Annotated in this window: 15 protein-coding genes; 10 read left to right on the forward strand and 5 right to left on the reverse strand. The window is 68.8% G+C overall.

The window, feature by feature from the left end; all coding sequences use genetic code 11:
• Positions 1-32 precede the first annotated feature (32 nt).
• A complete protein-coding gene (locus tag HBF32_RS00780) occupies positions 33-1,928 on the forward strand; it encodes an HAL/PAL/TAL family ammonia-lyase (RefSeq protein WP_166697737.1) in 1,896 nt (631 codons plus the stop codon).
• A 2-nt stretch (positions 1,929-1,930) separates the two neighbouring features.
• On the opposite strand, the gene HBF32_RS00785 is transcribed toward HBF32_RS00780, so the two are convergent.
• Positions 1,931-2,629, reverse strand: coding sequence for a response regulator (locus tag HBF32_RS00785; protein ID WP_166697738.1), 699 nt, complete (start codon positions 2,627-2,629; stop codon positions 1,931-1,933).
• Positions 2,630-2,775: 146 nt separating this feature from the next.
• On the opposite strand from HBF32_RS00785, the gene HBF32_RS00790 reads away from it, so the two are divergent.
• Genes HBF32_RS00790 through hisIE form a run of 9 tightly spaced genes read left to right on the forward strand, consistent with a single transcriptional unit; the run spans position 2,776 to position 10,129 of the window.
• A complete protein-coding gene (locus tag HBF32_RS00790) occupies positions 2,776-3,093 on the forward strand; it encodes a YerC/YecD family TrpR-related protein (RefSeq protein ID WP_166697739.1) in 318 nt (105 codons plus the stop codon).
• Entirely contained in the window at positions 3,090-3,983 is an 894-nt protein-coding gene (hisG, locus tag HBF32_RS00795) for an ATP phosphoribosyltransferase (RefSeq protein ID WP_166697740.1), read from the forward strand. The genes HBF32_RS00790 and hisG overlap by 4 nt, the downstream gene beginning before the upstream one ends.
• Positions 3,980-5,287, forward strand: a complete 1,308-nt coding sequence (hisD, locus tag HBF32_RS00800) for a histidinol dehydrogenase (protein WP_166697741.1) — start codon at positions 3,980-3,982, stop codon at positions 5,285-5,287. The genes hisG and hisD overlap by 4 nt, the downstream gene beginning before the upstream one ends.
• The gene (hisC, locus tag HBF32_RS00805) at positions 5,284-6,342 is read left to right on the forward strand and encodes a histidinol-phosphate transaminase (RefSeq protein ID WP_166697742.1); all 1,059 of its coding nucleotides are present in this window, start codon (positions 5,284-5,286) and stop codon (positions 6,340-6,342) included. The genes hisD and hisC overlap by 4 nt, the downstream gene beginning before the upstream one ends.
• Positions 6,339-7,403 carry a bifunctional histidinol-phosphatase/imidazoleglycerol-phosphate dehydratase HisB gene (hisB, locus tag HBF32_RS00810; RefSeq protein ID WP_166697743.1) on the forward strand — a complete coding sequence of 355 codons (1,065 nt, stop codon included), beginning with the start codon at positions 6,339-6,341 and terminating at the stop codon, positions 7,401-7,403. The genes hisC and hisB overlap by 4 nt, the downstream gene beginning before the upstream one ends.
• Positions 7,403-7,993, forward strand: coding sequence for an imidazole glycerol phosphate synthase subunit HisH (gene hisH, locus HBF32_RS00815; protein WP_166697744.1), 591 nt, complete (start codon positions 7,403-7,405; stop codon positions 7,991-7,993). The genes hisB and hisH overlap by 1 nt, the downstream gene beginning before the upstream one ends.
• Positions 7,990-8,742, forward strand: a complete 753-nt coding sequence (locus HBF32_RS00820; RefSeq protein ID WP_166697745.1) for a 1-(5-phosphoribosyl)-5-[(5-phosphoribosylamino)methylideneamino]imidazole-4-carboxamide isomerase — start codon at positions 7,990-7,992, stop codon at positions 8,740-8,742. The genes hisH and HBF32_RS00820 overlap by 4 nt, the downstream gene beginning before the upstream one ends.
• Positions 8,736-9,506 carry an imidazole glycerol phosphate synthase subunit HisF gene (gene hisF, locus HBF32_RS00825; protein ID WP_166697746.1) on the forward strand — a complete coding sequence of 257 codons (771 nt, stop codon included), beginning with the start codon at positions 8,736-8,738 and terminating at the stop codon, positions 9,504-9,506. Before HBF32_RS00820 ends, hisF begins: the two co-directional genes overlap by 7 nt.
• On the forward strand, positions 9,503-10,129 hold the full coding sequence (gene hisIE / locus HBF32_RS00830) for a bifunctional phosphoribosyl-AMP cyclohydrolase/phosphoribosyl-ATP diphosphatase HisIE (RefSeq protein ID WP_166697747.1): 627 nt from the start codon (positions 9,503-9,505) through the stop codon (positions 10,127-10,129). The genes hisF and hisIE overlap by 4 nt, the downstream gene beginning before the upstream one ends.
• 9 nt (positions 10,130-10,138) lie before the next feature.
• Here the strand turns inward: hisIE and arsC are convergent, their stop codons facing one another.
• The 4 genes from arsC to HBF32_RS00850 are packed head-to-tail and all read right to left on the reverse strand — an operon-like array spanning position 10,139 to position 13,563.
• On the reverse strand, positions 10,139-10,474 hold the full coding sequence (gene arsC, locus HBF32_RS00835; protein WP_166697748.1) for an arsenate reductase (glutaredoxin): 336 nt from the start codon (positions 10,472-10,474) through the stop codon (positions 10,139-10,141).
• Positions 10,475-10,479: 5 nt separating this feature from the next.
• Complete coding sequence (locus HBF32_RS00840; RefSeq protein WP_166697749.1) at positions 10,480-11,940, reverse strand: pseudouridine synthase; 1,461 nt, start codon at positions 11,938-11,940, stop codon at positions 10,480-10,482.
• Entirely contained in the window at positions 11,937-12,716 is a 780-nt protein-coding gene (scpB, locus tag HBF32_RS00845) for an SMC-Scp complex subunit ScpB (RefSeq protein ID WP_166697750.1), read from the reverse strand. The genes HBF32_RS00840 and scpB overlap by 4 nt, the downstream gene beginning before the upstream one ends.
• Positions 12,717-12,756: 40 nt before the next feature.
• Positions 12,757-13,563 carry a segregation and condensation protein A gene (locus HBF32_RS00850; RefSeq protein WP_193570381.1) on the reverse strand — a complete coding sequence of 269 codons (807 nt, stop codon included), beginning with the start codon at positions 13,561-13,563 and terminating at the stop codon, positions 12,757-12,759.
• Positions 13,564-13,596: the final 33 nt, after the last annotated feature.

A 13,596-nucleotide genomic window follows, 5' to 3' on the forward strand; every position in this document is an offset into this window, starting at 1 on the left:
TCCCCTTCCATCGACGTCCGACGGCCCTACCCATGACCAGCAGCATCCTCCTCGACGGCCGCAGCCTCACGCGCGCGCAGGTCGCCGCCATCGCCCGCCAGGGCTTCACGATCCGCCTCGACGAGGCGCAGCTGGCGAAAGTGAAGCGGGCCGCCGACTTCCTTGCGGAGAAGGTGGGCGGTGGCGAACCGATCTACGGCGTGACCACGGGCTTCGGCAGCAATGCCGACAAGTTGCTGGGTGCGCACCGCGTACGCGATGAACTGCCCGGCGGCAATCCGGAGCCGCGCGAAGGCACGCTGCTCGAGGAGCTGCAGCACAACCTGATCATCACCCACGCGGTGTGTGTCGGTAAGCCCTTCTCGGCCGACGTGGTGCGCGCCATGCTGGCCATCCGCGTGAACACCTTGATGAAGGGGCATTCGGGCATTCGCGTGGAAACGTTGCGTGCGCTGGCCGAGCTGTTGAACCGCGACGTGATCCCCGTGATCCCGGAGAAGGGTTCCGTGGGTGCCAGCGGCGATCTCGCGCCGCTCTCGCACCTCGCCATCGTTCTGCTCGGCGGCGGCGAAGCGTTCCATAAGGGCGAACGGATGCCGGGGGCGAAGGCGCTGGCGGCGGCCGGCCTGGAACCGGTGCGTCTCTCGTTCAAGGAAGGCCTCGCGCTGAACAACGGCACGACGCAGATGCTCGCCACCGGCGTGCTCGCGCTCGACACGATGGACATGCTGATCCGTACGGCGGACCTCGCCGCGGCGATGACCCTCGACGCCTTTGCCGGGCGTACGGGCGCTTACGCGGAAGAGGTGCACGCCCTCCGTCCCCATCCGGGCCAGGTCGAGGCGGCGCGCAACATCCGCGGTCTGCTCGAAGGTTCCACGCTCGCCGATATTCCATACCACCTCGTGCCGCGCTTCCGTTCCTGGCTGTCGGACTCGTGGTCGGAACCCGCCGAACAGGCCTACCGCTTCGACATCGGCTGGGATTGGGTGCCGGCCACCCAGCGTCACGGCAAGGAAGCGTTCTACTCGCGATTCCTGCCGTTCAAGGGTGGCAAGAAGCACCAGCCGCAGGATGCCTATTGCCTGCGTTGCGCTCCCCAGGTCCACGGCGCCGTGCGCGACGCCTGGGAACAGGCCTGCCGCGTCTTCGACGTCGAACTCAATGCGGTCACCGACAACCCGCTGGTGTTCCCGGACGCGAAGGATGCCGAGGTCATCGAAGACCAGGTCATTTCGGCGGGTCACTTCCACGGCATGCCGCTCGCCCTCGCCATGAGCTACGTGAAGGCGGCGATTCCCGTGCTGGCCTCCATCTCCGAGCGGCGCACGGCGAAGCTGGTGGACCCTGCGAACAACGACGGCCTTCCGGCCTTCCTCATCGGTAACGAGGATGCGACGGACTCCGGTTTCATGATCGTGCAGTACACCGCGGCGGCGCTGGTCAACGACCTCGCCACGCGTGCGCACCCGGCCTCGGTCTACTCCGTGCCCACCAGCGCCAACGCCGAAGACCACGTGTCGATGGGCGCCAACGAGGCGCGCCACGTCCTGGAAATGACCGAAGACCTCGGCCACGTGCTGGCGATGGAGCTGTACACCGCTGCGCAGGCACTCGAGTACCGGCAGGACATGCTCAACGCGGCGCGTTCGCTCGCCCACCGTGGCGACTTGCATGCCCTGGCCTCCAAGATCTCCGGCGCGCCGCGCGCGGACTCGCCGCATTACGCGCGTTTCGAGAGCGAAGTTCGTGCCCTGATGGACGCGCTGGCCTCGGCCGAGGATTTCCACGGCGGTCGGGCGGTGCGCACTGCCTTGACCACGTTGCGTGAGCACGTGGCCTTCATGCAGCGCGATCGCGCGATGGACGGCGACGTGCGCGCCGTATGCGAACTGGTGGCATCCGGCCGGCTGGTGGCCGCGCGGTAAGCCTAAGGAGTGGCAGGCCTCGCACCCGAGGCCGTTCCCGTGGCGGGCGACCAGTCTTCGATCGTGCCGGCGCGCACGCCGGCGAGGTACTGATAGAGCTGGGCGTCGTTGACGAGGCCCAGCTTCGCCATGGCCGAGCGCTTCTGTCGGCTGATGGTCTTGAAGCTGCGGCCCATGCGCTCGGCGATGTCGGACAGCCCTTGCCCTTGCGCGAACGCGCGCAGTACCTCGATTTCCCGGGGCGACAGGCGTGTGATGAGTTCGTCGTGCCCCGCCGCGCAATCCGCTTCGTGGAACAGCCGGCGAATGGCCGGACTCAGGTAGGAGCGGCCCACGTCGGCCGCATGCACCGCGACCGGAATGTCGCGCAGGTTCGTGCGCTTGTCGAAGATGGCGGCCACGCCCATGTCGAGCAGGCTGCGCAGGATGGCCGGGTTCGAGAGCATGGTGAGGACCACGATGCCGATATCCGGCCGGATGGCGCGGATGCGCCGGATCATGGGCATGCCGTCGGGCTGGATACCCTCCGGCATGGAATAGTCGGTGACGACGACGTCGCACGGGTTGTCTGAAAGGGCCTCGAACAGGGTGTCGGTATCGTGGGCGCGGGCGACGACGTCGTATCGGTGCGCCTTGAGAATGGTTTCGACCCCCGCGACGACGACCGGGTGATCGTCGGCGATGATCACGGTGCTCGGCATGGTAGGGCTCACGGCATGGAATGGGGCCATGGTGGCGAGCGCCTGCCTCGAAATATATGGAAGAAAAGCGCAATCGCGTCCCAGGCGCTTGCCACGGGCCGGTTGCGCAGCTACGATGAGCTATCGTATTAACGCGTTAGTACATTATGAAGCGACGCTCCCTGGCCCCGGAAACCCCCGCCGACTCCGCCGAAACCAGCCTTTGCGAAGCTCTCGCGGGCCTCTCCACGGTGGAGGAGATGCGCGCCTTCCTGCACGACCTCTGCACCCCGGCGGAGATCGAGGTGATGGTGGACCGCTGGCGCGTCGTGCCGCACCTCCTGGAGGGTCGGTCCTACCGCGAGATCCACGAGCGGACGGCGGTCAGCATCACCACCATCGGACGGGTCGCCCGTTACCTCAACCAGGGTAACGGCGGGTACATGGCCGCCGCGGCGCGCCGCAACGGCGGAGGTGCGGCATGAAGCCGCGCGATCGCCTGCGCATCGCCATGCAGAAGTCCGGCCGGCTCACCGAGCCCGCCCAGGAGCTGCTGGCGCGTTGCGGCCTGAAGTTCCGCCAGAGTCGCGACAAGCTGTTCTGCTTCGGCGAAGGCGAGCCGGTGGACCTGCTGCTGGTCCGCGACGACGACATTCCCGGACTCATCGCGGAAGGCGTCTGCGACCTCGGCATCGTCGGCCGGAACGTGCTGCGCGAGTTCCAGTTCTCGAACGTGGAAGCGGGTACCGGGCTGGACGAACTGCGGCCGCTGGGCTTCGGCCACTGCCGCCTTTCGATCGCCGTTCCCCAGGAGGACGCCTACGACGGTCCCGCGCAATTGGGCGGGCAGCGCATCGCCACGTCGTATCCGGGCCTGCTCGGCGAGTGGCTCCGGTCCAACGGCGTGGACGCGAAGGTGGTGATGCTCGCCGGTTCCGTGGAAATCGCGCCCAGACTCGGCACGGCCGATGCGATCTGCGACCTCGTTTCCAGCGGTGCCACGCTCGTCGCCAACCAGTTGCGCGAAGCCGCGGTGGTGGTCGAGAGCGAGGCCGTGCTGGCGGGACGCCGCGAGCTTCCGGCCGACGAGCGCGGCGAGATCGCCGAGTTGCTCCTGCGCCGGCTCGACGGCGTGATCCAGGTGCGCGATTCGCGCCTGATCCTGATGCAGGCACCCCGCCATTCCCTGGCGGAGATCACGCGCCTGCTGCCCGGCGCGCCCGTCCCGACGCTCACGGCGGTCGACGGCGCACCGGACCAGGTCGTGTTGCAGGCGCTGTGCGCCGGCTCGGTGAGCTGGCGTCAGCTGGAGGAAATGAAACGCGCCGGTGCCCGCGACATGCTGGTGCTGCCGGTGGAGAAGATGCTGGCATGAAGCGGATCGACTGGAAGACCCTGGACGAAATGGGGCGCGTAGAGGCATTGGCACGGCCCGCGCAGTCGCGCGCGCCCGGCTTGCGCCAGGGCGTGGAAGCGATCGTCGCCGAGGTCCGTGCGCGAGGCGACGCGGCGTTGTTCGAACTCACGGCCCGCTACGACGGCGTCGAGTTGGACGATCTCGCCGTCACGGCGGAAGAGTTCGACGCCGCCGAGGCGCGCCTCCCGGCGGAGCTCAAGGCCGCGGTGCTCGAAGCGGCAGGGCGCATCGCGTCCTTCCATCGCGAAACGGCGCCCGTGCCGGTCGCCGTCGAGACGGCGCCGGGCGTGCGCGTCGAGCGCGTGCTGCGCCCCATTCGTCGCGTGGGGCTATACGTTCCCGCGGGTGGCGCGCCACTGCCGTCGACCGCGATCATGCTCGGCGTACCGGCGACGATCGCCGGCTGCCGCGAGGTGCTGCTGTGCACGCCCGTGCAGGCGAACGGACGTTGCGACGATGCCGTGCTCTTCGCGGCACGCGCGGTGGGCGTCCATCGCGTGTTCAAGGTCGGCGGTGCGCAGGCCATCGCCGCGATGGCCTATGGCACGGCCTCCATCGCCCGTTGCGACAAGCTGTTCGGCCCCGGCAACGCCTGGGTCACGGAAGCGAAGCTGCAGGTGGCGGGCGATCCCGCCGGTGCGGCCATCGACATGCCGGCCGGTCCGTCGGAAGTCCTCGTGATCGCCGACGATTCGGCCGATCCGCGCTTCGTCGCCGCCGACCTGCTGTCGCAGGCCGAGCACGGCCCCGATTCCCAGGTGCTCCTCGTCAGCCCGTCGAGCGGATTGCTCGATCGCGTGGAGGCGGAAGTGGAAAGTCAGCTTGGCCTGTTGCCTCGCGCCAACATCGCCGGCATGGCGCTGGGCGAAAGCCGGCTGGTGCTGGTGGGTGGCCTCGACGAAGCACTGGAGGTCAGCAACCGTTATGCACCGGAGCACCTCATCGTCCAGACGGTCGAGCCGCGCGCGTTGCTCGACGGCATCGAGTCGGCGGGCTCGGTTTTCCTCGGCGAGTGGACGCCCGAATCGATCGGCGACTATTGCAGCGGCAGCAACCATGTCCTGCCTACCTACGGCTACGCGCGCAGCTACAGTGGCGTGTCCGTGGCCAGTTTCCAGAAACAGGTGACCGTGCAGGAACTCACCGCCGACGGATTGCGCGGCATCGGGCCTTGCGCGGCGATTCTTGCCGAGGCCGAGCAACTGGAGGCGCACCGCCGCGCGGTCACCTTGCGGCTCGCCGCCATGGATGCCGTCGCATGAGCGTCCTCGACCTCGCCCGGCCGGATATCCGCGCCCTCGCGCCGTACTCAAGCGCGCGCATGGAGGCACAGGGCGGCACCGTGCTGCTCAACGCGAACGAATCGTCCCGGCCGCCGAACATTCCCGGCGGCGAAGGACTCAACCGCTATCCCGACCCGCAGCCGCCCGCACTGGTCGCATCGCTGGCGGAGCTTTACGGGTGCGATCCGGATCGCGTGCTCGCGACACGCGGCAGCGACGAAGCCATCGACCTGCTGGTCCGGGCGTTCTGCCGGGCGGGCCAGGACGCCGTACTGGTCTCGCCGCCGACCTTCGGCATGTATGCCGTGTGCGCACGGATCCAGGGCGCGGCAGTGATCGAGTCGCCGCTCGACGCGTCCGGCGCGCTGGATGCGGACACCCTGCTTTCCGCCGTGAGTCCCGCCGTGAAGCTCGTCTTCGTCTGCACGCCCAACAATCCGACGGGAAACCTCGTCGGCGTGGACGTGCTCGACCGCCTGGCGCGCGAGCTTGCCGGCCGCGCGGTCCTGGTGGTGGACGAGGCCTATGCGGAATTCAGCGGCACGGCCAGCGCCGTGTCCCTGATCGACGCGTACGACTACGTGGCCGTGCTGCGCACGCTCTCGAAGGCGTGGTCCCTGGCGGGCGCACGCGTGGGCGCGCTGGTGGCGCGACCCGACGTGATCGGCCTGCTGCGCCGGATCATTCCGCCCTATCCGCTGCCTTCCCCGTGCGTCGATGCCGCGTTGGGCGCGCTGTCCTATGAAGGCCGCCGCGTGCAACGTCACCACCTCAATGAAATCCTCGCCGAGCGTGCACGCATGTTCGCGGAACTCGCGCGGGTGCCCGGGGTGCGCGAAGTGCTTCCCTCGCACGCCAATTTCCTTGCCGTACGCTTCGACGATGCGCCGGGAACGTATCGCCGCCTCCTCGCGGCGGGTGTGGTGGTGCGCGACATCACGAAATATCCCGGTCTCGGCGACGCATTGCGCATCACCGTCGGTACCGGCAACGAGAACGACCGCGTGCTTGCGGTCCTCGGAGCGGGCGCATGAGCCGGAAAATCCTCTTCGTCGACCGCGACGGCTGCCTGATCGAGGAACCTGCCGACGAACAGATCGACAGCTACGAGAAGCTGGCACTGATGCCGGGCGTGATCGCGGCGTTGCAGCGTTGCGTCGCGGCGGGTTACGAACTGGTGATGGTGACCAACCAGGACGGGCTGGGCACGCCGTCGTTTCCGCAGGCCTCGTTCGATGGCCCGCACCTGCTCTTGCTGCGCATCCTTTCCTCGCAGGGCATCGTCTTCCGCGAACAGCTGATCGATCGCAGCTTCGCCCACGAGTGCCGCGACACCCGCAAGCCGGCGACGGGCCTGGCCCGGCACTGGCTCGCCGACGACAGCTGGAGTCGCGCGCAGTCGGCCATGGTCGGGGACCGCGACACCGACCTTGCTTTCGCCGCGAACATGGGCGTGCGCGGTTTCCGCGTGGGGCAGGGCGGGATGGCCTGGAGCGAACTGGCCCATGCGCTGCTCGACGCGCCGCGCACGGCGGAAGTGGTCCGGGGCACGCGGGAGACGTCGGTCCGCGTGTCGGTCGATCTCGATCGCGTCGGCGACCCCGTCGTCCACACCGGCCTCGGGTTCTTCGACCACATGCTCGAGCAGATCGGCAAGCACGGTGGCTTCGCGCTGGACCTGCGCTGCGACGGCGACACGCACGTGGACGAGCACCACACCATCGAGGATGTCGCGCTCGCTTTGGGCCAGGCGTTGCGCCAGGCCCTGGGCGACAAGCGCGGCATCGGGCGCTACGGCTTCGCGCTGCCCATGGACGAAAGCGCGGCACGCGCCGAACTCGATCTCTCCGGGAGGCCGTACTTCGTTTTCGACGGATCGTTCCCGCGTGAGCGGGTGGGCGACATGCCGACGGAGCTGGTGCCGCATTTCTTCCGTTCGCTGTGCGAAACCCTTGGCGCGAACCTGCATCTGGCGGTGCACGGCGAGAACGCGCACCACATGGTGGAAGGCTGCTTCAAGGTCGTGGCGCGCACGCTGCGCCAGGCGATCCGGCGCGATGGCGCCGACCTTCCGAGCACGAAGGGTAGCCTCTGATGCGGGTCGTCCTCGTCGATGCCGGCGGCACGAACATCGGTTCCGTGCGTTACGCCTTGCAGCGCCTCGGTACCGATGCCGAACTCACGTCCGACGCCCAGCGCATCCGCGCGGCAAGCCACGTCATCCTGCCGGGCGTCGGCGCGGCAGGGCCGGGCATGCGCATGCTTCGCGAGGCCGGCCTCGTGGACGTGCTGCGCGGGCTGACCCAGCCGGTGCTCGGCGTATGCCTCGGCATGCAACTGCTGTGCGAGCATTCGGAGGAGGGCGATACCGAATGCCTGGGCGTCGTTCCCGCCACGGTACGCCGGTTTGCCGAAAGCCCGGGACGGCGCGTGCCGCACATGGGCTGGAACGCCTTGCACGTGACGGCCTGCCACCCGCTCGTCGCCGGTTTGCGCGAAGGCGATGCGGCGTATTTCGTCCATAGCTACGCCGTGCCCACCGGCGACTACACGCTCGCGTCGAGCGAGCACGGTCAGCCCTTCGCGGCGGTCGTCGCCGCCGGCAACTTCATGGGCATGCAATTCCATCCCGAGCGCTCGGCGGGCCTGGGCGCGCAACTCCTGCGGAATTTCCTCTCCTTATGACGCTTCCCATTCCCGCGATCGACCTGCGCGATGGCAAGGTCGTCCGCCTCTACAAGGGCGACTACGCTCGGCAGACCACCTTCGCCTTCGAGCCCGAGGCGCTCGCCGCACGCTACGCCGACGAAGGCGCCGGATGGCTGCACGTGGTCGACCTCGACGGTGCGCGGTCCGGGCATTTCGAGAACCTCGCGACCATCGCCGGCATCGCCTCAAGCGGGCGCCTGCGCGTGCAGGCAGGCGGTGGCATCCGCGACGAAGACGGCGTGCGCCGGTTGCTGGAGGCGGGGGCCGATCGCGTCGTCGTCGGCAGCGTGGCCATCCGCGATCCGGAAACCGTCGCCATGTGGATCGGCCGTTACGGTGCCGACCGCATCGTGCCGGCATTGGACACGCGCTTCAGGGACGGGGAGTGGAAGCTGCCCAGCGCGGGATGGACCGCCGACGAAGCGCGCACGCTGGACGACCTGGTCCCCTGGTACGAGGCCGCGGGCGCGCGCCATCTGCTTTGCACCGACATCGACCGCGACGGCACGATGAGCGGCCCGAACGTCGCCCTCTACCGCCATCTGGGCACGCTGGCGCCGGCGCTGGAGGTGCAGGCGTCCGGTGGCGTACGTTCCCTGGAGGACGTCGCCGCGCTGGCATTGCAAGGCAGTGCCGGCGTCATCCTCGGAAGGGCGCTCCTGGAGGGCGCCTTCACGCTGGCCGATGCCTTCGCCGTGGCGGAGCGGGCGGGCGCGTCATGCTGAGCCGTCGCATCGTGCCCTGCCTGGACGTACGCGATGGCCAGGTCGTGAAGGGCGTGCGCTTCCGCGACCATGTCGTCGTGGGCGAGATCGTCGAACTCGCGCTGCGCTATCGCGACGAGGGCGCCGACGAACTCGTCTTCTACGACATCACGGCGAGTCCGGAAGGGCGAAGCGTCGACCGCCACTGGGTGGAGCGGGTCGCGCGCGAGATCGACATTCCGTTCTGCGTCGCCGGCGGCATCCGCAGCGTCGAGGACGCGCGCGCCGTGCTGCACGCCGGTGCCGACAAGGTGTCGATCAACTCGCCCGCGCTGGAGCGCCCGGCGCTGGTCGGCGAGCTTGCCGATGCCTTCGGCGTGCAGTGCGTCGTCGTGGGCGTGGACAGCCTGCGCGACGACGACGGCGAATGGCGCGTGCGCCAGTACACGGGCGATCCCTCGCGTACGCGCGCGCTGCGCAAGCGCACGCTGGATTGGATCGACGAGGTGCAGCAGCTTGGCGCGGGAGAGATCGTGCTGAACTGCATGGGTACCGATGGTGTCCGTCGCGGCTACGACATCGAGCAGCTGAAGGCCGCGAGGGCCATGAGTCGCGTGCCGCTCGTGGCGTCCGGCGGTGCGGGTGTGCCGGCGCACTTCACCGAGGTTTTCCGCGAGGCCGACGTCGACGCGGCACTCGCGGCAAGCGTCTTCCATTCCGGCGACATCGGCATTCCCGCGTTGAAACGGGAGCTGCGCGCGCAAGGCATCGAGGTGAGGCTATGAACGGCTTGAACGCGGATTTCGCCAAGGGCGGCGGCCTGCTGCCGGCGATCGTGCAGCATGCGCGCACCGGCGAGGTGCTGATGCTGGGATACATGGACGAAGCCGCGTTGAAAGCGACGAGGGATCGCGGCCTGGTCACGTTCTTCAGTCGCAGCAAACAACGCCAGTGGACGAAGGGCGAGACCTCGGGGAACACGCTGGCCGTCGTCGATGCGCGCCTGGACTGCGATGCGGATACGATCCTGGTGCGTGCGCTTCCGGCGGGTCCGACCTGTCATCGCGGCACGTCGAGCTGCTTCGGCGACGACGTGCGGCCTTCGCTCGGCTTTCTCGCGGAACTGGATGCGCTGGTCGCGGCCAGGCATGCCGAGCGTCCCGCCGGCAGCTATACGACGTCGCTGTTCGAAGACGGGATACGCCGCATCGCGCAGAAGGTGGGCGAGGAAGGTGTGGAAACCGCGCTTGCCGCGGTGGCGCAGGACGACGATGCGTTGATCGGCGAGGCCGCCGACCTGGTGTTTCATCTGATGGTGGCGCTGCGCGCGCGCGGCATCGGATTCGATGCCGTGGTGGCAAAGCTGGCGTCGCGGCATGCGCCGGCGGACGTGTCGCGAGGCCCTTGAGTCGCTGGGCTACAGGATTTCCAGCACCGCCTCGGGAGGCCGCCCGATCGCCGCCCTGTCGTCATGGATCACGACAGGCCGCTCGATCAGCTTCGGCGTCGTCGCCATCGCCTCGATCAGCTGCGCCCGCGAGAGAGTCGCCGGCAGCGCGGCATATTCGTCTTCGCCCTTGCGCATCAGCGCGCGCGGCTCGAGCCCGAGCAGGCCGAGCACGCGTTCGATCTCGGTCGCCGAAGGTGGCGTGGCCTGGTAGTCGACGATCGACGGCGACAGGCCGCGGGCCTGCAACAGCGCCAGCGTTTCCCGCGACTTGGAGCAGCGCGGGTTATGCCAGATCGTCAACATGGCGCTTACCGGTTGCCGCCGCGATTGCCGCCGCCCGGGCGTCCGCCGCGGTTGCCGCCGGGACGCGGGCCGCCGGTGCGATTGCCGCCACCACCCGGACCGCCGGTGCGATTGCCGCCGCCGGGACGGCCGCCGCGATTTCCGCCGCCTTCGAAACGGCTGCCGGAGGCGCGATTGCCTTCGTTACGCGCCGGACCCTGGCCCGCCGCGCGGTTGCCGCCCGCATTGCCCGAACGTCCGCCCGGACGCGGACCACGGTTGCCGGCGGTATTGCCGGCCGTGTTGCCCGCCGTATTGCCGCCACCGGTGCGGCTGTCGCCCGCGAACCAGGTGCGGATCGACGGCAGTTCCTGCCCCGGTGCCACACGGCGCGACTTGCGCTGGGCACCGCCGCCCGACCGTTCCGGACGGGCGACGTTGCCGTTGACCTCGCGGCGCTGGCCGCCGCCGGCGCCCTGCGCGCGACCGCCGCGGCCGCCACGCCCGCCACGCGGGTTGTCGTCGCGGATACGATCAAATGCGGTGAGTTCGCGGGCTTCGTCATGCCGCGCCGAGCTCCAGGCGCCAGTGGCGCGGGTGTCGGGACGGTACTCGGTGACGTGGCGCGGTGCGCGGCGCTGGTGCACCACCGCGCTCAGCGTCAAGACGGGGTCCGGTGCACCGAGGCCGGCGCGCTCGCGCAGTTCCTTGATGGCGGTCTCGTCGAGCGATTCGCAATCGCCACGGCGTAGCGCTCGCGGCAGCTCCACCGAGCCGTAACGGATGCGCTTCAGGCGGCTGACGAGGAAGCCCTGCGAATCCCACAGTCGGCGGACTTCGCGATTGCGGCCCTCGCGGATGGTGACGCGGAACCAGCTGTGGCTGCCGCCGCGGCTGATGATGCCGATCTCGTCGAAGCGGGCGGGGCCGTCTTCCAGTTCCACGCCGGCCTTGAGCCGCTCGATCGTCTCGTCCGGCACTTCGCCGTGGACGCGGCAAAGGTATTCGCGCTCGAGGCCGCTCTTCGGGTGCATCAGCGCGTTGGCGAGTTCCCCGTCGGTCGTGAGCAGGAGCAGGCCCGTGGTGTTGATGTCGAGGCGGCCCACGGCGACCCAGCGCGCGCCACGCAGGCGCGGCAGCTGTTCGAACACGGTGGGGCGACCTTCGGTGTCCTCGCGGGTGGTCACCACGCCTTCCGGCTTGTGGTAGACCAGGACTTCCGCGTCGCTGCGGTTGTCGGTGGCGACGACGAACTGCTTGCCGTCGAGGACGACGCGGTCGCCGGCGTGGACGCTGGCGCCGATCGTGGCGACGGTGCCGTTGACCTCGACCTCGCCGGCCTGGATGCGCTGTTCGAGCATCCGGCGCGAGCCGAGCCCGGCGTTGGCGAGGACCTTGTGCAGGCGCTCCTCGAGTTGGGGGGTGCCTTCGGCGGCTTCGTTGCCGCCGCGTTTCAGGGTGAGCAGGGAACGCTGTGGCGCATTCATGCGCGTGACTCCTCGGTATCTTTCTCGGCGTCGCCGTCTTCGGCGTCGCTTATGGGGTTCTCTGCCTCGTCGGCAGTGGGGGAAGCCGCGGCGACGTCGTCGCCGTCAGGCACTTGGTTCGAGTCCTCGACCGCATCGCCTTCGGCATGCGCGGTCTCGGGGGATTCCTGGTCTTCGCCGTCGGGCATCGCGGCCCGGGCCGGCGCGGGCTCCGCATCGCCTTCGAAGCGCATCTGCGGATTAAGTTCCTCGAGGTCGCGAATTTCCGACAACGGGGGCAGGGCGTCCAGGGACTTCAGGTTGAAGTAGTCGAGGAAGGCGCGGGTGGTACCGAACAGTGCCGGCTTGCCCGGTACGTCGCGGTGGCCCACCACGCGGATCCATTCGCGTTCTTCGAGCGTCTTGATGATGTTCGACGACACCACCACGCCGCGGATCTGTTCGATTTCGGGGCGGGTGATCGGCTGGCGGTAGGCGATCAGCGCCAGGGTCTCGAGGAGGGCGCGCGAGTAGCGGCTCGGCTTTTCGGCCCACATCCGCGAGACCCACCCGTGCACCTCCCGCCGCACCTGGTAGCGCCAGCCGGATGCGACCTCCACCAGCTCCACGCCGCGCCCCTCGCAGTCGGCGCCGAGGGCCGCCAGGGCCTGCGTGAGTTCGTCCGTGCCGATCTCCTCGTCCTCGCCGAAGATCGCCTTCAACTGCGCGATGGTCATCGGCTGTGTCGACGCCAGCAGCGCCGCTTCCACGATGGGTTTGAGCTGTTCGGGTTGCATAGGCCCTTGGATGGTGGTTTCGTGGCCCCTGGGGGAGCCGTCAGGCGAGCGCTTCTTCCGACGCGGCCTCGGTCTGTACCTTCGTCTTCAGGTAGATCGGCCCGAGGGCCTCTTCCTGCACGATTTCGATGAGCATTTCCTTAGCCAGCTCGAGCATGGCCAGGAAGGTGACCACGACGCCGAGGCGACCCTCGCTCACGTCGAACAACGTTTCGAAGCGGTGGAACCCGCCGCCTTCGCTCAATGTGCCGAGCAGGTCGCCCATGCGCTGGCGAACGCTGAGCGGTTCGCGCTGGATCGCATGGTGCGTGAACAGGTCGGCACGGTTGAGCACGTCCTTGAGCGCGAGCAGGAGCTCCTTGAGATCCAGCGGGGGCGGCACGCGTACCACGTTGTGCTCGCCGACGAAGGCGTGGACCACCGTGGTGTCGCGTTCCAGGCGCGGCAGTTCGTCGATATCCGCCGCGGCCTTCTTGAAGCGTTCGTACTCCTGCAGGCGACGGACGAGTTCCGCGCGGGGATCCTCCTCCACGCCTTCCTCGGCCGGCGGCCGCGGCAGCAGCAGCCTGGACTTGATCTCCGCCAGGATCGCTGCCATCAGCAGGTATTCCGCCGCGAGTTCCAGTCGCATCACCTCGCGCATCATCTCGATGTAGTCCATGTACTGCCGGGTGATTTCGGCGACGGGGATATCGAGGATGTCGAGGTTCTGCCGGCGGATCAGGTAAAGCAGCAGGTCCAACGGACCTTCGAACGATTCGAGGATAACTTCGAGCGCGTCCGGCGGAATGTAAAGATCCTGCGGCATTTGCAGCACCGGCTGCCCGCGCACCAGCGCGAGAGGCATTTCCTGCTGCTGCGGGATGCCCGCGAAGGCATC

Source organism: Luteibacter yeojuensis (assembly GCF_011742875.1).
Classification (GTDB): domain Bacteria; phylum Pseudomonadota; class Gammaproteobacteria; order Xanthomonadales; family Rhodanobacteraceae; genus Luteibacter; species Luteibacter yeojuensis.